The 18,003-nt window shown below is 68.2% G+C and carries 15 protein-coding genes; 8 read left to right on the top strand and 7 right to left on the bottom strand.

Annotated elements, in window-relative coordinates; translation table 11 throughout:
- Positions 1-206: 206 nt before the first annotated feature.
- From ASE52_RS11665 to ASE52_RS11650, 4 genes are all read right to left on the bottom strand, one after another.
- Positions 207-695, bottom strand: a complete 489-nt coding sequence (locus tag ASE52_RS11665; protein WP_010459444.1) for a TRAP transporter small permease — start codon at positions 693-695, stop codon at positions 207-209.
- A 68-nt stretch (positions 696-763) separates the two neighbouring features.
- Complete coding sequence (locus ASE52_RS11660; RefSeq protein ID WP_057226267.1) at positions 764-1,741, bottom strand: TRAP transporter substrate-binding protein; 978 nt, start codon at positions 1,739-1,741, stop codon at positions 764-766.
- Between the two features lie 57 nt (positions 1,742-1,798).
- Positions 1,799-2,692 carry an SMP-30/gluconolactonase/LRE family protein gene (locus ASE52_RS11655; RefSeq protein WP_057227186.1) on the bottom strand — a complete coding sequence of 298 codons (894 nt, stop codon included), beginning with the start codon at positions 2,690-2,692 and terminating at the stop codon, positions 1,799-1,801.
- Between the two features lie 8 nt (positions 2,693-2,700).
- Entirely contained in the window at positions 2,701-3,519 is an 819-nt protein-coding gene (locus ASE52_RS11650; protein ID WP_029413265.1) for an NAD(P)-dependent oxidoreductase, read from the bottom strand.
- A 127-nt stretch (positions 3,520-3,646) separates the two neighbouring features.
- Here ASE52_RS11650 and ASE52_RS11645 point away from each other — a divergent pair, with 127 nt between their 5' ends.
- The 7 genes from ASE52_RS11645 to ASE52_RS11615 all read left to right on the top strand — a co-directional run bounded on the left by ASE52_RS11645 (position 3,647) and on the right by ASE52_RS11615 (position 13,886).
- On the top strand, positions 3,647-4,375 hold the full coding sequence (locus ASE52_RS11645) for a FadR/GntR family transcriptional regulator (RefSeq protein WP_010459451.1): 729 nt from the start codon (positions 3,647-3,649) through the stop codon (positions 4,373-4,375).
- Positions 4,376-4,700: 325 nt separating this feature from the next.
- Positions 4,701-6,140: an aldehyde dehydrogenase family protein gene (locus ASE52_RS11640; protein WP_010459453.1), complete on the top strand. Its 1,440-nt coding sequence runs from the start codon at positions 4,701-4,703 to the stop codon at positions 6,138-6,140.
- A 161-nt stretch (positions 6,141-6,301) separates the two neighbouring features.
- Complete coding sequence (locus ASE52_RS11635; protein WP_057227184.1) at positions 6,302-7,645, top strand: SWIM zinc finger family protein; 1,344 nt, start codon at positions 6,302-6,304, stop codon at positions 7,643-7,645.
- On the top strand, positions 7,642-9,213 hold the full coding sequence (locus tag ASE52_RS11630) for a DUF5691 domain-containing protein (protein WP_057226264.1): 1,572 nt from the start codon (positions 7,642-7,644) through the stop codon (positions 9,211-9,213). The genes ASE52_RS11635 and ASE52_RS11630 overlap by 4 nt, the downstream gene beginning before the upstream one ends.
- Positions 9,210-10,301: an AAA family ATPase gene (locus ASE52_RS11625; protein ID WP_057226262.1), complete on the top strand. Its 1,092-nt coding sequence runs from the start codon at positions 9,210-9,212 to the stop codon at positions 10,299-10,301. The genes ASE52_RS11630 and ASE52_RS11625 overlap by 4 nt, the downstream gene beginning before the upstream one ends.
- 22 nt (positions 10,302-10,323) lie before the next feature.
- On the top strand, positions 10,324-12,654 hold the full coding sequence (locus tag ASE52_RS11620) for a DUF5682 family protein (RefSeq protein WP_057226260.1): 2,331 nt from the start codon (positions 10,324-10,326) through the stop codon (positions 12,652-12,654).
- Positions 12,651-13,886: a VWA domain-containing protein gene (locus tag ASE52_RS11615; RefSeq protein WP_082606846.1), complete on the top strand. Its 1,236-nt coding sequence runs from the start codon at positions 12,651-12,653 to the stop codon at positions 13,884-13,886. Before ASE52_RS11620 ends, ASE52_RS11615 begins: the two co-directional genes overlap by 4 nt.
- 197 nt (positions 13,887-14,083) lie before the next feature.
- Here ASE52_RS11615 and ASE52_RS11610 read toward each other — a convergent pair whose 3' ends face one another.
- Positions 14,084-15,721 carry an iron ABC transporter permease gene (locus ASE52_RS11610; RefSeq protein ID WP_057226258.1) on the bottom strand — a complete coding sequence of 546 codons (1,638 nt, stop codon included), beginning with the start codon at positions 15,719-15,721 and terminating at the stop codon, positions 14,084-14,086.
- 117 nt (positions 15,722-15,838) lie between these two features.
- Here ASE52_RS11610 and ASE52_RS11605 point away from each other — a divergent pair, with 117 nt between their 5' ends.
- Positions 15,839-16,903, top strand: coding sequence for an ABC transporter ATP-binding protein (locus ASE52_RS11605; protein WP_010459491.1), 1,065 nt, complete (start codon positions 15,839-15,841; stop codon positions 16,901-16,903).
- A gap of 118 nt (positions 16,904-17,021) precedes the next feature.
- Here the strand turns inward: ASE52_RS11605 and ASE52_RS11600 are convergent, their stop codons facing one another.
- Together ASE52_RS11600 and ASE52_RS11595 are read right to left on the bottom strand one after the other, a co-directional pair.
- On the bottom strand, positions 17,022-17,411 hold the full coding sequence (locus ASE52_RS11600) for a thiol-disulfide oxidoreductase DCC family protein (RefSeq protein ID WP_057226255.1): 390 nt from the start codon (positions 17,409-17,411) through the stop codon (positions 17,022-17,024).
- Positions 17,408-17,971: a DUF4166 domain-containing protein gene (locus tag ASE52_RS11595; RefSeq protein ID WP_057226254.1), complete on the bottom strand. Its 564-nt coding sequence runs from the start codon at positions 17,969-17,971 to the stop codon at positions 17,408-17,410. Before ASE52_RS11595 ends, ASE52_RS11600 begins: the two co-directional genes overlap by 4 nt.
- Positions 17,972-18,003: the final 32 nt, after the last annotated feature.

The following is an 18,003-nucleotide window of genomic DNA, read 5'->3' as shown; positions in this document are numbered from 1 at the left end:
TCTTTACTGGAACATTAGGGTGCGGAGGGACGCATGCAGGGACCGCTTCGGTCATCTCGGCATGGCGCATGAAGCGGGCATGACCCCTGCCAGGGCAGCCGAGCAAGGGCCGCCCCGCAGCGAGGGCTGCGTCCCTCTGCCCGCATGGCGCAGCCATGCGAGAGCGGGGGGAAGCGCCGCAGGCGCTCAGGGGGGTGTCGTTCATCTCAATGCCAGGCGGGCTCGACCTCTGTGCCGCGGACCAGGGCGATGATGTGCTCCAGGGAGAACATCGCCACCAGCACGCCAGCGAGCGCGGGGGGAACGTACTTGAACGCTTCGGAGATGCCGAGCGTGGGAATCTTGTAGGGCGCCACGGACTCGGCCAGCACGCCGCAGTTCCAGGCCATGACCACGCCGAAGATCAGCACCAGCACGTGGATCACGATTTCCAGCTTGTGGCGCAGCCAGTCGGGCGCGAGCACCAGGAACGATTCGAGGCCGATGTGCCCGGCATCACGCACCCCCACGGCCATGCCCAGCATGGTCACGTACAGCACCAGCAGCACGGCGCTGCTCTCGGCCCAGGTGGGTGTGTTGTTGAAGATGTAGCGGCCGACGACCTGATAGAGCACGGCGCACACCAGCAGCACCAGCCCCCCGACACCCAGCTGAAGGCAGGTGCGCGCGATGAAAGCGCAGAGACGCGTATACATAAGAAACATTCAGAAGACAAAAATGGGATGGGCCCCAGCGCACCGCAGTGCGCTGGGGCTCGTGCAAATTACTGCACCGCGTCGATGCGCTTGACCATGTCCTGGAGCTTCTGGTCCTTCAGGAACTTGTCGTACACCGGCTTCATGGCGGTCTTGAACGCAGCCTTGTCGATCTCGACGATCTGCGCGCCGCCGGCCTTCACCGTGGCCAGGGACTTTTCTTCACGCTCGTCCCAGATCTTGCGCATGAAACCCACCGATTCCTTGGCTGCAGCGCGGATGGCCTTTTGCTCGTCAGCGCTCAGGGTGTCCCACACGCGCTTGCTGAACAACAGGATCTCCGGCGCCATCGAGTGCTCGGTCTTGTTGAAGTACTTGGCCACTTCGAAGTGGCGCGAGCTTTCGTAGCTGGGGTAGTTGTTCTCGGCAGCGTCCACCAGCCCGGTCTTGAGCGCGGTGTAGACCTCGCCGAACGGCATGGGGGTGGCGTTGGCGCCCATGGCTTCGAGCAGCGACACCCACAGATCGCTCTGCTGCACACGCACCTTCAGGCCCTTGACGTCGGCCAGGGTCTTGACCGGTTTCTTGACGGTGTAGATCGAGCGGGCGCCGGAGTCATAGAACGCGAGGCCGACGAAGCCTTGCGATTCGCAGTCCTTCAGGATCTCGTCGCCGATGGCTCCATCGAGCACCTTGCGCATGTGTTCCTTGTCGCGGAACAGGAAAGGCATGGTGGGCACCATGGTCGCAGGGCAGATGTTGTTCATCGGCGCGACGTTCACACGCGTCATGGCAATCGCACCCAGCTTGGTCTGCTCGATGGTGTCCTTCTCGATGCCCAGGGAGCCCTTGGCATACACCTTGATGCTGTGCTTGCCGCCCGTGGCCTTGGACAGCGTCTCGCCCATGTGGCGCACGGCCAGCACGGTGGGGTAGTCCTCTGGGTGGATGTCCGACGAGCGGAACTCCGTGGCCTGCGCAGCCAAGCCGCCGAACAGGACGCTGGCAGCCAATGCGACGCGGCCAAACAGATGGGGGATTTTCATGGTTGTCTCCTGGGTTGAAGTGTTGTGAATTGGGGAGAGTTCCGGGGCCTGTTGTCCTCAGGCGCTCCGATAGGGTGTTTCCGGCAACCCCGCCACACCGGGCCGGGTGGCAAAGAGGGCGCCGCCGAGCGCCACGTCGTCTCCCTGCGGCTGTCCAGGGCGGATGGAGGTGATGAGCAGCACATCCAGCCCCGGGCCGCCGAAGCTGCACATCGAGGGCTTGCTGGTAGGCACGGTGATGGAACGGTCCAGGCGGCCGTCGGGCGTGAAGCGGTGCACCACGCCTGCGTCGTTGCCGCAGATCCAGTAGCAGCCGTCGGCATCCACCGCGCCGCCGTCGGGCCGGCCGGGCAGATCGCGCATGTCGACGAACAGCGAGCGCTCACCCAGCGAGCCGTCGTCATGAAGCGGCAGCGTCCAGACCTGCTGCACGCTGGGGTGGCTGTCGCTCAGGTACATGGTTTTGCCATCGGGGCTGAAACCCAGGCCGTTTTGCGTGACCAGGCCCGACACCTGCGGCGCAGACAGCCCACGGGAATCCATGCGGTAAAGCCCGCCGGCGGGCTGCGCCAGCGACATGTCGCGCACCATCGTGCCCGCCCAGAAGCGGCCCTGGCGATCGCAGCGGCCGTCGTTGAAACGCATGCCGGACTGCGGGTGGTCCACACCCGCCAGCCGCGTGGCGGCCAGCGCGCCCGAGGCATCGGGCCGCAGGTGGAACACGCCCGTGTCCATGCCGGCGATCAAGCCGCCGGCCGAATGCAGCGCGATGCAGGCGGGCCGTTCGCTGGTCTCCCAGCTTTGCACTTGCTGGTCCGCGTAGGTCCAGCGGTGCAGCTTGCGGCCTTCGATGTCGACCCAATACAGTGCCTGCTCGGCAGGGCTCCATACGGGACTTTCGCCCACCTGGTCGCGGTGGTCGGGCAGCAGCAGGTCCACTTGTTGGGTCATCTGCGCGCTCATTCGAAAGGACCGGTGCGCACGAACGGGCCACCCTGGTAGATCACGGCGGGGTCGGTCAGGTCGGGGTGCGGGTCGGCGGCCTCGACCTTGGCGCGGAAGGGCTCTGAGCTGTCCTGCGGGCGGTAGCCAATGTGGCGCGCCAGGGTGTTGTCCCACCAGGTGGTGGTGTTGTCGCCCATGCCGTAGATGGTGCTGTGGCCCACCACCGGCGCGGTCAGGCTGGCGACCACCAGGCGCTCCAGGTCGTCGTAGCTCATCCAGGTGGCCAGCATGCGGCGGTTGCGCGGCTCGGGGAACGAGGAGCCGATGCGCAGGCACACGGTCTCGATGCCGTAGCGGTCGAAATAGAAACGCGAGAGGTCTTCGCCAAACGCCTTGGACAGGCCGTACAGGCCGTCGGGGCGGGCAGGGTCGTCCAGAGCAACCACTTCGTCCTGGCGATAGAAGCCGGTGACGTGGTTGGAGCTGGCGAACACCACGCGCTTGACGCCCTGCTTGCGGGCGGCCTCGTACAGGTTGTATGCGCCGACGATGTTGGCCTGCAGGATCAGGTCCCAGGGCTGTTCGGTGGACACGCCGCCCAGGTGGATGACGGCATCCACGCCGTCCAGCAGGCTGAGCACGGCGCCTGCATCTTCCAGCCGCGCGGGGCGCACCTCCTCGCCCTCCGCCTCAACACCCAGGTCTGCGATGTCCGACAGGCGCAGCGTGGTGCAGTAGGCCTTCAGGCGCGAGCGCAACTCCTGGCCCAACCCTCCGGCAGCCCCGGTCAATAGCAGGCGTTGGAAACGGATGGGCGTCGGATGGCAAGGCATGGCAGTTACAAAGGCTGAGGTTCTTGGTACAGTGGCGACAGATTCTGTTGAACGTCATCAGTTGTCGTACAACGAAGAGCAATGTACCGCTTCTGCCCCCGGCGCCCCATAGGGATAACACCAAGAAATGACCACCGATACCCTGCTTCGCCGCAAGCCCCGCACCCTGGCCCTGGAGCTTGTCGAATCCCTGGGAGACCGCATCCGCGACGGCCGCCTGGCACTGGGCGACAAGCTGCCCACCGAGGCGGCCATCATGGCCGAGTTCAGCGTGAGCCGCACCGTGGTGCGCGAGGCGATTTCCAAGCTGCAGGCCTCTGGCCTGGTGGAAACGCGCCACGGCATCGGCACCTTTGTCCTGGGGCTGGGCCAGGCGCCCGGCTTCAAGATCACCCCCGACCAGTTCAGCACACTGCGCGACGTGATTGCCGTGCTGGAGCTGCGCATCGGTGTGGAGACCGAGGCGGCGGCACTGGCCTCCCAGCGCCGTACCGAAGCCAACCTGAAAGCCATGCGCGAGGCGCTGGACGCCGTGGCTGCCGCCGTGGATGCGGGCCGCGACGCTGTGGCGGCGGACTTCCAGTTCCACCTGGAAATCGCACGCGCCACGCAGAACAGCCATTTCGCCGAACTGATGGGCACGCTGGGCAGCATGATCATTCCGCGCGCTCGCCTGGCCGCCATGGATTCGGTCAACGACGAGCGGCGCCAGTACCTGCGCCGGGTCAACGGCGAGCATGAAAGCATCTACGACGCCATCGTGGGCCAGGACCCCGACGGCGCCCGGGCCGCCATGCGCACACACCTGGCCAACAGCCGCGAACGCCGGCGGCGTGCGCAGGCCGAAGCGAGCTGAATCGCCCTACACGCTCGCCGCTCCTTGATGAACGGGGTGAATCCGAAGGAAGGCGAGGTGCCCGGTTGTTCCATCAGTAGTTACCCGAAATCCAAGGGATCTCCTTATGTTGTACGATGACATACAACGCAATTTGGCACGGTGCACTCACGCGCTCGCAGCGCTGCGGCACCTTACAAGGCACCAGGATGTGCCGGTAGCGAGGCATCGCAGCGCACATTGAAAGACTTTCTGGGTGCCAGAGCCTGCTTGCGCTGCGCAACATGCGCGCCCGGCATGCGACCGCCCTTTTTCTCAACCCCCTCCTCCTAACCACCACACCACCATGCATGCAAACCTGATTGGCGGCGCCTGGACCGACGGCGTCCGCACTTACCAAAACACCAACCCCTCCGACACGCGCGACGTGATCGGCGACTACGCCGTGGCCAGCCGCGAGCAAACCCTGGAAGCCGTGTCAGCGGCGCATGCGGCTTTCCCCGCGTGGAGCCTGTCCACGCCCCAGCAGCGTTTTGACATCCTGGATGCGGTGGGCAACGAGATCATTGCGCGCAAGGCCGAGCTGGGCGACCTGCTCGCCCGCGAAGAAGGCAAGACCCTGCCCGAGGCGATTGGCGAAGTGGGCCGCGCGGCCGCCATCTTCAAGTTCTTTGCGGGCGAGGCCCTGCGCCCCGGCGGCGAGCTGATCCCGTCGGTGCGCCCCGGCGTGGGCATCGAGATCACGCGCGAGCCACTGGGCGTGATCGGCATCATCACGCCGTGGAACTTCCCCATCGCCATCCCTGCGTGGAAGATCGCGCCCGCGCTTGCCTACGGCAACTGCGTGGTGTTCAAGCCCGCCGAAGTGGTGCCGGGCTCCGCCTGGGCGCTGGCCGACATCCTGCACCGCGCGGGCCTCCCAGCCGGCGTGTTCAACCTCGTGATGGGCCGCGGCGCTGAAGTGGGCCAGGTGCTGCTGGAAGACGAGCGCATCGCCGGCGTGAGCTTCACCGGATCGGTGGGCACGGGCCAGCGCGTCGCCGCCGCCTGCGTGCCACGCGGCGCCAAGGTGCAATTGGAGATGGGCGGCAAAAACCCCTTCGTGGTGCTCGATGACGCCGACCTGGCCGTGGCCGTGGGCGCTGCCGTCAACAGCGGCTTCTTCTCCACCGGCCAGCGCTGCACCGCCAGCAGCCGCGTGATCGTGACCGAAGGCATCCACGACCGCTTCGTGGCCGCCGTGATCGAGAAGATGAAAACCCTGAAGGTCGACGACGCCCGCAAGGCCGGCACCGACATCGGCCCCGTGGTGGACGACCGCCAGCTGGCGCAAGACCTGGAATACATCGGCATCGGCCAGCAAGAAGGCGCCAAGCTCGCCTTCGGCGGCGAAGCCCTGGAGAAGAACGCCGATGGCGCCCCCGGCTACTACATGCGCCCCGCCCTGTTCACCGAAACCACACCCGGCATGCGCATCAACCGCGAAGAAATCTTTGGCCCCGTGGTGAGCGTGCAGCGCGTGAAGAACTACGACGAAGCGCTGGCCCTGGCCAACGACACGCAGTTCGGCCTGGCCAGCGGCATCGCCACCACCAGCCTCAAGCACGCCACCCACTTCAAGCGCCACGCGCAAGCCGGCATGGTGATGGTGAACCTGCCCACGGCCGGCGTGGACTACCACGTGCCGTTTGGCGGCCGCAAGAGCAGCAGCTACGGCCCACGCGAGCAGGGACGTTACGCCGCCGAGTTCTACACGACGGTGAAGACGGCGTACACGCAGGCATAGACCTGCGGCGCGCTTGCGGGAGGCGCGGCACCAACCTCCCGCAATTGAAACAGAGTGCATCAACCCGCGCCCGCACCCCGTGCCCGACGCCTGCCCCCGCTTATGATCCCCCGCGCTTTGCCAAAGCGCATGACACGACAAAGGGGGGGATGGGTGGTGGTATGGCTCTGACACTGGAGGCGGTGGCCGCACTGGCGCCTGACGACGCCTCGGCCAAAGCGGCCAAAGGACTGACCTCGGCCGCCAAATGGCCCACCCTGGGCGCCAACGACCAGGCCGTCTGGGGCGAATGCCAGGGCAGCGGCTCCAAGCCCTACCAGACGCAGGTGGATCTGTCGGGGCCCGCGTTCAAATGCTCCTGCCCCAGCCGCAAGTTCCCCTGCAAACATGGCCTGGCACTGCTGATGCTGCAGGCCCAGAGCCCCACCCTGTTCACCACCACCGAAGCCCCAGCCTGGGTGGCCGAGTGGGTTGTGTCGCGCTCTGAAAAGGCCCAGAAAAAAGAAGAGCGCCAGGCAGAAAAAGCCGCCGCCCCCGTGGACGAACAGGCGCAAGCCCGCCGCGAAGCCCAGCGCTGGCAACGCATCGAAAACGCTGCAGAAGAACTGCAACGCTGGCTGGGCGACCAGATGCGCCAGGGCCTGGGCGCACTCACCAACGAGGTGCTGCAGACCTGGCACACCATGGCGGCACGCATGGTGGACGCCCAGGCCCCCGGCCTGGCCCAGCGTGTGCACGCAGCCGCACAGGGAGTGCGCCAGGGCGAGGACTGGCCGGAGCGCACCCTGCACCGCCTGGGCCTGCTGCAACTGGCCTGCGAGGCATTGCAACGCCGTAGCAGCCTCTCGCCAGAACTGCAGGCTGAGCTGCGGGTCGTGGCCGGCTGGCCGCTGGACAAGGCCGAGGTGCTCGCCAGCGGCGAACAGGTAGAAGATGCCTGGACCGTGCTCGGCTGCGCCCAGGAAGAGCGCGACGACAAACTCATCGAACGGCGCGTTTGGCTGCACGGCCACCGCAGCGGGCGCCGTGCCTGGCTGTGGGACCACGCCTTTGGCGGCAAAGGGTTTGAGCAGGCCTGGATACCCGGCACCTGTGTGAACGCCACACTGGCCTACTTCCCCGGCACCACCGGGCTGCGCGCGCAGCCCGTCAATGTGCACGGCGTCCCCACAGAGCCCCAGTGGCCCCAAAGCACCGCTGCGGACGAGTGGGGAGACATGGCACGCCGCACCGCCGCCAGCCCCTGGGTGGGCTGGCACCCACTGGTGCTGCCCGATGCCGTGTTTCAACCCCTGGGCACGCAGCCTGGCCTGCGCTGCGCAGACCGCTGGCTGCCGCTGCAGATGCCCGGCGACGACCTCTGGGTGCTGAATGCCGTGTCGGGCGGGAACCCGATCACGGTGGCAGGGGAATGGGATGGGCAGACCTTCGCCCCTCTCACTGCATGGCACACGCACATGCCCCAGCCATCCGCCTCCCCTGCGTGGCAAAGGAGCCAGGCATGAGCAACGCTGCCCACTGGGCTGTCCTGTTGCCCGCCGCCATGGTCGGCACCGACCGCCAGCCCCTGGCGGCCACATCCCCATTGCCTGGCACCGTGGGAGCGCTGCTGAACGACACGCTCGCCCAGACCCCGGACAGCGCCACAGCCCTGCTGCGCGCTGCGGGCATCGTGGCCACCTGCAGCCTGGCGGGAGGCCACGGGCTGCACACCGGCGATGCCCCCCCGGCCGCCGCCGCCCCGGACCAGCGCCCGCCGCTGCAGGCCGGGCCCCTGATGGCCCTGCTGCCTTGGGTCGTGGCAGAAGGTCCTCCTCGGCTGCACCAGGCCGTGTTCCAAGGCCTGGACCACGCTGGCCAGCAACTGCCGCCACGCTTTTTGCCAGCGGCTTTGGAGCTGGGCCGCCGCTCGGTCGCCCTGCGCCCCTGGCTGGCCTCCGTGCTGGGCGAGCGCGGACGCTGGCTCGCTGCGCAGCGTGACGAGTGGCGTTATGCCACCGGCGCCAGCGACACTGCGCCGCCAGAAACGCTATGGAGCGATGGCAACCTGGAGCAGCGCAAGTCCTTCTTACACACCGAGCGCACCCACAGCCCCGACGCTGCCCGCCAGCGCCTGAGCGACACCCTGGCCGACCTGCCCGCGCGCGAGCGGGCCGAGCTGACCGCCGTGCTGGCCCAAGGCCTGGGCCCGGCCGACGAACCCCTGCTGGACCGCCTGCGGCAAGACCGCAGCCGCGAGGTGCGCAGTGCCGCGCTGGCCCTGCTGCTGCGCCTGCCCGAAGCGGCATTCACCCAGCGCGCCTGCACCCGCATGGCGGCGCTGCTCAAACACGAACGCGCACTGTTGCGCAAGCGCTGGACCATCGACGCCCCCACCGCCCTGCCCGCCGATGCCAAGGCAGACCAGCTGGACACGCCCCGCCCCCAGCATGATGCGTTGGGCGAACGCGCTTGGTGGCTGTACCAGTGCGTGGGCCAGGTGCCGCTGGCCTGGTGGGAGCAGCAAATGGATTGCGGCCCCGCCGACCTGCTGGCCTGGGCCCAGACCACCGAATGGGCCAAGGCCCTGCTGCGCGGCTGGCGCGATGTGCTGCTCAGCACCGCCAACCCAGCGTGGTGCCATGCCTTTCTGCAGGCCCCCGCCGCCGCACGGCAGCTGAACGACACCGACACACTGGTGGCCCTGCTGCCCCGCGCCGACCGCGAAGCCTGGTGGCAGCAGCAGCTCCAGCGCGGCGCGGCCACGCACCTGGGCCACTTCGCATCGCAGATGCTCACCGGCTGCTCGGCGGGGGAGACCTTGTCGCAGCCGCTGTCCCTGGCGCTTGCCAGCCTGCTGCGCGAGCGCGCCCAGCACAACACGCTGGCCGACGACTATGGCCTGCGGAACCTGCTGGGCGAGCTGCTGTGCATCCTGCACCCCGACGCGCTGCACCTGCTGGACCCGTGGCCCCGCCACGCCGACGAAACCCCTTCATTTGCCGCCATCGCGCACGGGCTGACCCAGGTCATCGCCACGCAGCGCGCCCTGGTTCAACTTGCCACCCACTCTTCCTCCACTGCCACACCATGAGCCAATCCGCCACCTCCGTGATGCGCCAGCACGCCGAACAACAGTTCGCCGAAGAGCTGGCCGAGTTGAAAAAAGCCGACCAGCGCCAGCGGCCCGAGAACTGGGCCCTGTCGCCCTGGGCCGTGGTGCAGTACCTGATGGGGGCCACACTGGACAACGGCTTCCAGGTGAGCGCCAAGTACATCGGCAGCCCCCGCCTGATGGAAATCGCGGTGGCCACCCTGGCCACCGACCGGGGCCTGCTGCTGTACGGCGTGCCCGGCACCGCCAAGTCGTGGGTGTCCGAGCATTTGTCCGCTGCCATCAGCGGCGACTCCACCCTGGTGATCCAGGGCACCGCAGGCACCAGCGAAGAGCAGCTGCGCTACGGATGGAACTACGCACAGCTGCTGGCCAACGGTCCGTCGGAACAGGCCCTGGTGCCCAGCCCGCTGATGCAGGCCATGCGCGCAGGCAAGATCGCCCGGGTGGAGGAACTCACCCGCATCCCCGCCGATGTGCAGGACAGCCTGATCACCGTGCTGTCGGAAAAGACCCTGCCCATCCCCGAACTGGGCAGCGAGGTGCAGGCCGTGCGCGGCTTCAGCGTGATCGCCACGGCCAACAACCGCGACAAGGGTGTGAACGAGCTGTCGGCCGCGCTCAAGCGCCGCTTCAACACCGTGGTGCTGCCCGTGCCCGGCAATGAGGACGACGAGGTGGCCATCGTGGTCAAGCGCGTGTCCGAAATGGGACGTGCGCTGCAGCTGCCCGCCGAGCCTCCGGCGCTCAAGGAAGTGCGCCGCATCGTGCAGATCTTCCGCGAGCTGCGCAGCGGCAAGACCGAGGACGGCAAGACACAGATCAAGTCGCCCACGGCCACGCTGTCAACGGCCGAGGCCATCTCGGTCATCAACAACGGCATGGCGCTGGCCGGGCATTTTGGCGACGGCGTGCTGCGGCCGTTGGACATGGCCTCGGGCCTGATCGGCGCCGTGGTGAAGGACCCGGTGCAGGACCAGGTGGTGTGGAACGAATACCTGGAAACCGTGGTGAAGGAACGTGCCGAGTGGAAGGACCTGTACCGCGCCTTCCGCGAGCTGGCTTGAACGCATCGCTGCCCGCAAGCTGATGAGCGAACCCCACTACTTTGGCGTGCGCCACCACGGGCCCGGCTGCGCGCGCAGCTTGGTGCGCGCGTTCGAGGCGCTGCAGCCCGACTGCGTGCTGATCGAAGGCCCGCCCGAGGGCGACAGCCTGCTGCCGCTGGTCGTCCATGCCGGCATGCAACCGCCCGTGGCGCTGCTCAGCCACGCGCCCGACGACACCGGCCTGGCCGTATACCACCCGTTTGCCGTGTTCTCGCCCGAATGGCAGGCCGCGCAGTGGGCTGTGAACGCACAGGTGCCCGTGCGCTTCATCGACCTGCCCGTGGCCCACGGCCTGGCCCTGGAAAAAGCCCGGCGCGAAGCACTACAGGCAGGGGCTGGCGAAGCCGACGGTGTGGAAGAAGCGCCGGAAGCTGCGACGCCGCCCACCGCCACCGACGACACCAGCACAGACACCACCGAAGCCCCCCAAACCAGCCCCGACGGCGACCCGCTCACCTGGCTGGCCCAGGCCGCAGGCTATGCCGACGGCGAAGCCTGGTGGAACCACATGGTGGAAGAGCGCGGCGACGGCGAAGAACTGTTTGCCGCCATTGCCGAGGCCATGCTGGCGCTGCGCGCCGAATGGGGCGAGGAGCGCCACCGCAGCCCCGAGCACGCACGGCGCGAAGCCCTGCGCGAGGCGCACATGCGCCAGTGCATCCGGGCGGCGCAAAAGGAAGGCTTTGACCGCATCGCCGTGGTCTGCGGCGCCTGGCACCTGGGTGGCCTGCAGGGCAGCAAGACCACGGCCAAGGCCGACCAGGCGCTGCTCAAAGGGCTGCCTAAGCTCAAGGTGCAAAGCACCTGGGTGCCCTGGACCTACCGGCACCTGGCCAGCGCCAGCGGCTACGGCGCGGGCATCGACGCCCCCGGCTGGTACGAACACCTGTGGCTCAGCCACGAAAGCCGCCAACCCCGCGCCGTGGGCTGGCTGGCGCGTGTGGCGCGGCTGATGCGCGAGCGCGACCTGGACTGCTCCAGCGCCCACCTGATCGAAGCCACACGCCTGGCCGATGCACTGGCCGCACTGCGCCAGCGCCCCGCCCCGGGGCTGGAAGAACTGCACGAAGCCAGCCGCACGGTACTGACCATGGGCGACGAATCGGTGCTGCGCTTCATCGAGGACGCTCTGGTCATCGGCGACCGCTTGGGCGCCGTGCCACCCGATGTGCCCACCGTGCCCCTGCAGCGCGATGTGGAGCAGGCGCAGAAAAGCCTGCGCCTCAAGCCCGAGGCCACCCACAAGACGCTGGACCTGGACCTGCGCAGCGCCAACGACCTGGCCCGCAGCCACCTGCTGCACCGCCTGAACCTGCTGGACGTGCCCTGGGGCACGCTGGCCAAGGTGGGCCGCTCGTCGCGTGGCACCTTCCATGAGGTGTGGAACCTGCAGTGGCAGCCCGAGTTTGTGCTGCGCCTCATCGAAGCCAGCCAGTGGGGCCAGACGCTGGCCCAGGCTGCCACAGCGCGCGCCATTGACCACAGCCAGCGGGCGGACCACCTGGCCGAACTCTCCCAGCTGGTGGACCGCGTGCTGCTGGCCGACCTGGCGCCCGCCGTGGCCGCCGTCACGCACGCGCTGGAGGGCCGCGCCGCCCTCACCGGCGATGCACTGCAGCTGCTGGCCGCCCTGCCGCCACTGAGCAATGTGTTCCGTTACGGCAACGTGCGCCAGACCGATGCTTCCCAGGTGGGCCATGTGCTCGACAGCCTGATCGTGCGCGCCGCCATCAGCCTGCCGCTGGCCTGCAGCGCGCTGGACGACGACGCCGCCGAAGCCCTGCGCGAAAAGCTGCTCGCCGCCCACGCCGCCGTGGGCCTGCGCCAGGGTGCCGAGCAAACCGACGCCTGGCAGCGTGCCCTGGTGCAACTGGCGCGGCAGACCAGCGCGCACGAATTGTTGCAGGGCGTGGCCGTGCGCCTGCTGCTGGACGAAGGCGTCTGGTCGGCCGACGAGGTGGCCAGCGCCCTGTCACTGCACTTGTCGGCCGGCGCCGAGCCCGCCCGCGCCGCCGCCTGGCTGGATGGTTTTCTGAACCGCAACGCCGTGGTGCTGCTGCACGACGCCCAGGTGTGGCGCCTGGTGGACCAGTGGCTGGCCGGGCTGAACGAGGAGCACTTTGTGCGCGTGCTGCCCCTGGTGCGCCGCACCTTCAGCGCCTTCGGCCCCAGCGAGCGGCGCGACCTGGCACAGCGCGCCAGCCAGGGCGCCCGCGCCGCGCCCGCTGCCACCGCCCACCCCACGTGGGACGAGGCCCACGCGGCCCTGCCCATCCCGCTGCTGCGCGACATCCTGGGACTGACCGCATGACCTCCGATTCCATCAACGCTGACACCGACACCGGCACGGCCGCCGCGGCCGCACCGCTTTCGCAAGAAGACCGCCTGCGCCGCTGGCGTCTGGTGCTGGGCAGCGAGGCCGCCACCCACTGCGGCGCCCTCACCGGCCGCGCGGCCGAGCTGGACCAGGCCCTGGCGGCGCTGTACGAAGCCGATGGCCCCGGCGGCCTGCAAGCCCGCGCGCGGCGCGGAGGCCGGGGCGGCTCGTCGCCCAGCGTGGCGCGCTGGCTGGGTGACATCCGCAAGTACTTTCCCAGCTCGGTGGTGCAGGTGCTGCAGCGCGATGCCATGGAGCGCCTGAACCTGCGCGATATGCTGCTGCAGCCCGAAATGCTGGAGAGCGTGCAGCCCGACGTGCACCTGGTGGCCAACCTGATGGCGCTGTCGCACGTCATCCCCGCAGGCACCAAGGACACCGCCCGCATGGTGGTGCGCCGCGTGGTGGACGACCTGATGAAGCGGCTGGAAGACCCCATGCGCTCGGCCGTGAGCGGCGCGCTGGACCGCAGCCAGCGCAACCGCCGCCCGCGCCACGCCGAGATCGACTGGAACCGCACCATCCGCGCCAACCTGCGCCACTGGCAGCCCGACCTGCGCACCGTGGTGCCCGAAACCCTGGTCGGCTTTGGCCGCAAGGCGCGCCGCCCGCAGCGCGAGGTGGTGCTGTGCATCGACCAGAGCGGCTCCATGGCCAACTCGGTGGTCTATGCCAGCATCTTTGGCGCCGTGCTGGCCAGCCTGCCCGCCGTGGCAACCAAGCTGGTGGTGTTCGACACCGCCATCGTGGATCTGACGGAGCAGCTGGACGACCCGGTGGACGTGCTCTTTGGCGTGCAGCTGGGCGGCGGCACCGACATCAACGGCGCCGTGGGCTACTGCCAATCGCTCATCAAGGAGCCGCGCAACACCATCTTCGTGCTGATCTCCGACCTGTACGAAGGCGGCGTGGAAGCCAACCTGCTGCGCCGCGCGGCCGAGCTGGTGGACAGCGGCGTGCAGTTCATCACCCTGCTGGCCCTGAGCGACGAAGGCGCCCCCGCCTACGACCACGCCCTTGCCGCCAAGCTGGCCGCACTGGGCGTGCCCTCATTCGCCTGCACACCAGACGCTTTCCCCCAGCTCATGGCCGCCGCCATCCGCCGCGACGACATCAACGCCTGGGCGGCCACGCAGGGCCTGGTGACCAGCGCAAAAGCGCGGTGAAGAGCGTTGAAGCCTCGTAGCCTAGTAGCGCGCGCTGAGACGAAGTGGGGTAATGCGGGGCGATGCGCCTGTGCCTGCCGCAGCGCCTTCTCCTTGGGCTGTAAACAAGCTGCCACATGGCAGCTGTTTTCTACACTGGAGGACCATGCCCTTGAGCGGCGGGCGCGCCCACCCATTCAGTAACGCGAATCAGCCCCTCACCCTTTGCTGCGCAACGTGCGGCTGAGAAGAATCACCGGCACCAACCCCACGGCCACCAACGCCAGTGACGGCAGTGCGGCCTCACCCAACCGCTCGTCGCGCGCCAACTGGTAGGCCACCACAGCCAGCGTATCGCTATTGAAGGGGCGCAGCACCATGGTGGCGGGCAGTTCCTTCATCACATCCACAAACACCAGCAGCGCAGCGGCGGCCGTGGAGCGCTTGAGCAGAGGCCAGTGGACGCGCGCCAACAGGCCGGGGCTACCGATGCCCAGCATGCGGGCGGAGTCATCCAGGCTGAGCGGAATGCGCGCGTAGCCGCTCTGCAGGGACTGCAAGGCCACGGCACAAAACCGCACCAGATAGGCCCAAACGATGCCAAACGCCGTGGCGGTGACCAGCGCACCCACGCCCCACTGCGGCATGGCCGCCTGCAGCCAGCCCACGGGCAGCAGCAGGCCCACCACGATGACGGCACCCGGCACGGCATAGCCCACGCTGGCCAGCTGCACCACGCCGCGCGTCACGGCGTCGGGCTGGCGGCGCACCGCAAACGCCAGGGCCAGCGCTATCACCACCGCCAGCGCGGCGGTGATGCCCCCCAGGCGCACGCTGTGCCAGGCCCATTCCATGAAACGCTCCCAGGGCAGCACCGACCAGTCGGACGCCAGAGGGCGCAGCATGAAGGCCACGGGGGCCACAAAACCCATGACCACCGGCACGGTGCAGACCGCCCAGGCCGCCCAGCGGCGCGCGCCACGCAGCGCCAGCGGCTGCGCCTCGGCCGACCCTGCACGCCCGCCGCCCGTGGCAAAACGCATGCGTTTTTGCGCGCGGTGTTCCAGGTGCAGCAGCGCCATCACCACCACCAGCAGCATGGTGGCCAGCTGCGCGGCGGCCAGCCGGTTGTCCATGGACAGCCAGGCCTTGTAGATGCCCGTGGTGAAGGTCTGAATGCCGAAGTAGCTGGCCACGCCAAAGTCGGCCAGCGTTTCCATCAGCACCAAGGCCACGCCCGCCGCCACTGCCGGGCGGGCCAGGGGCAGGGCCACGGCGCGGATGCGGCGCGGCAGTGGTGCGCCCAGCAGGCGCGCGGCCTCCATGAGGTGTGCCGCGCGCTCACCCAGCGCCGTGCGCGCCAGCAGGTAGACATACGGGTAGAGCGAGAAGATGAACACCCACACCGCACCGCCCAGGCTGCGCACCTCGGGCAGCAGGCGGCCTTCCAGGCCGAAGGTGTTGCGCAGGCCCACCTGCAGCGGGCCGCTGAACTGCAAAAAGTCGGTGTATGCATACGCCGTGACATAGGCCGGCATGGCCAGCGGCAGCAGCAGCAGCCATTCAAAGGTGCGGCGGCCCGGAAAGTCGAACAGCGTGACGGCCGCTGCCGTGCCCGTGCCCACAATGGCCGCGCCCAGGGCCACCAGCACGCTCAGCCACAGCGTGGTCCACACATAACCGGGCAACACGGTGGCCGCCATCTCCCGCAGGATGGCGCCCGCCTGCGCATCGCCCTGCCCTGCGGGCGAAAACGGCAGCCACGACGCCAGCACCGCCAGCACGGGCAGCGCCAGAAAACCTGCGAACAGGATCAGGGGAACGGTGCGAAGGGCAAAAGAAGGCGTGCGGCGCAAGGCAAGGGCTCGGCAGAGGGAAGAAGCGCACACCCGTGGCCGGGCTCAGGCCGGGCGACGTTCTGGAATGCAAATGCGAATTTTAAGCATTCGCCCCTGCCCACCTAGAATCACGGCATGTTTCTAGAGGTCTCCCAACTCCAAGTGCACTACACAGGCCGCCCCCATGCAGCGGTAGAAGGTGTCACGCTGGGCCTGCACGCAGGCGATATCGGTGTACTGATTGGCCCCTCGGGCTGCGGCAAGACGACCTTGCTGCGCGCTGTGGCGGGGCTGGAGCCCGTGACGGGCGGCGAGATCCGCCTGACCAAAAGTGTGGTTAGCAGCGCCACGCTGAGCGTGCCACCCGAGCTGCGGCGCATTGGGATGGTGTTTCAGGACTACGCGCTGTTCCCGCACCTGTCCGTGGGCCGCAATGTGGCCTTTGGCATCCACCAGTTGCCCCGGGCCGAACAGGCCGCGCGCGTGACCGAAGTGCTGCAGCTGGTGGGGCTGGAAGGCAGCGAGAACCGCTTTCCCCACGAGCTTTCCGGCGGGCAGCAGCAGCGCGTGGCGCTGGCGCGGGCCCTGGCACCGCGCCCCCAGCTCATGCTTCTGGACGAGCCTTTCTCCAACCTGGATGTGGACCTGCGCGAGCGCCTCGCGCACGAGGTGCGCGGCATTCTGAAAGCGGCAGGTGCCACGGCCCTGTTTGTGACGCACGACCAGTTCGAGGCGTTTGCCATTGGTGACGTGATTGGTGTGATGAACGAAGGCCACCTGCACCAGTGGGACGACGCGTACACGCTGTACCACCGCCCCGCCACGCGGTTTGTGGCCGACTTCATCGGCCACGGCGTGTTCGCCCCGGCTACGCTGGTGCAGCGCGGCAACAACGTGGTGGCACAAACGCCGCTGGGCGAGCTGACCGACCTGGAAGAATGCCCCCTGCCCGGCAGCTACCCCGGTGGCGAATGTGATGTGCTGCTGCGCGCCGATGACATCGTGCACGACGACCATGCCCCCGTGCAGGCGCAGATCGTGCGCAAGTCGTTCCGGGGTTCGGAGTTTCTGTACACGCTGCGCCTGGCCAGTGGCCACACCGTGCTGGCCCACGTGCCCAGCCACCACGACCATGCCCTGGGCGAGTGGATCGGCATCCGCGCAGAGGTAGACCATGTGGTGACCTTCCCCCGGGGATGAGGGTTCGAGAATTCGAATAAAAATGGGCTCTAGCGTTTATCTACAAAGCGCAACAAGCTATCATTTTTGACAATCATCACCCCGTAGCCCATCGCAGCCACGCTGCCCTGGCACGCCATCAATCCAGGAAACGCGCCGCGGTCTCTGGCGACGGCACCATGCAGGTGTCTGACCGACCCCAGATCCGGTAGCGGTTGCGCGCCACCCAGCGGTACAGCGCGTCGCGCAGCGGTGCGGGCACCAGCCAGCCCACCCACGCAAGCCGCCAGGGCCAGCCCAGCGTGTGCAACACCCGCAGGATGGCGGCGGTGTGCTGCCAGCTGCGGTCGCCGTCAATGACCAGCAGGGTCTGCAAGCCATCCACCTTCAGCCCCGCCTGCGCCAGCAGTTGTTGCCCCACCGCGCTCTGGATGGATGCAAACCGGATGCGCTGCGCAGGGTCGTGCCGCAGCAGAAACTGCACCCAACCGTTGCAGAGCAGGCACTGCCCATCAAACACCACAATCATGCAGAAGCCCCCGCCGGTACAGCATCCGGTGGCACCATCAGGTGCCCCTGGTAGCGGACCACACGCCCCACCCCCGGCACGGTGGCCTGCACATGAAAGTGGAGCGCATCGCCCACCCCGGTCTCCTCCGCCACCAACTGGGGGCACAGCCACGCCGGGCAGGGTATGCCGCAAAAATGCAGCTGCTGCAGTTGCATCACCAGGCGCCCTTCGGTCTCGTGCAGCACAAACGTCAACCGCGCTGCCCCCAGATGCTCCACCACCCGGCCTGCCGCCCCGCGCAAGGTGGACTGCATGGTCTGCGCGGGAAAGTGGCGGGTCCACACCTCAGCATCCGGGCGCGCATCCAGCTCGAAGGAGATCGGCCCTTGCGCAGCACGCTGGGGCGCGCCCAGTGCGAGGGCCAGGACACGCGCCAGCCAGTTGGCGGGGGCATCCACCAGCACATGGCCCGACAAACGCTGTGGTCCCGACAACGCGTGAAACCGCGCCAATGCCGGCGCCAGACGCAGGTATGCGGGGCCCATGGCGCGCTGGTACAAGGACAAGGGGTGCTGCATGTGATGGGGGCTGGGGAAGATCGCCTCAATGC

It is taken from the genome of Acidovorax sp. Root275 (assembly GCF_001428965.1).
GTDB lineage: Bacteria > Pseudomonadota > Gammaproteobacteria > Burkholderiales > Burkholderiaceae_C > Acidovorax > Acidovorax radicis.
The sequence above is the reverse complement of the archived record's forward strand: the minus strand, read 5'-3'. Positions and strand labels throughout refer to the sequence as shown.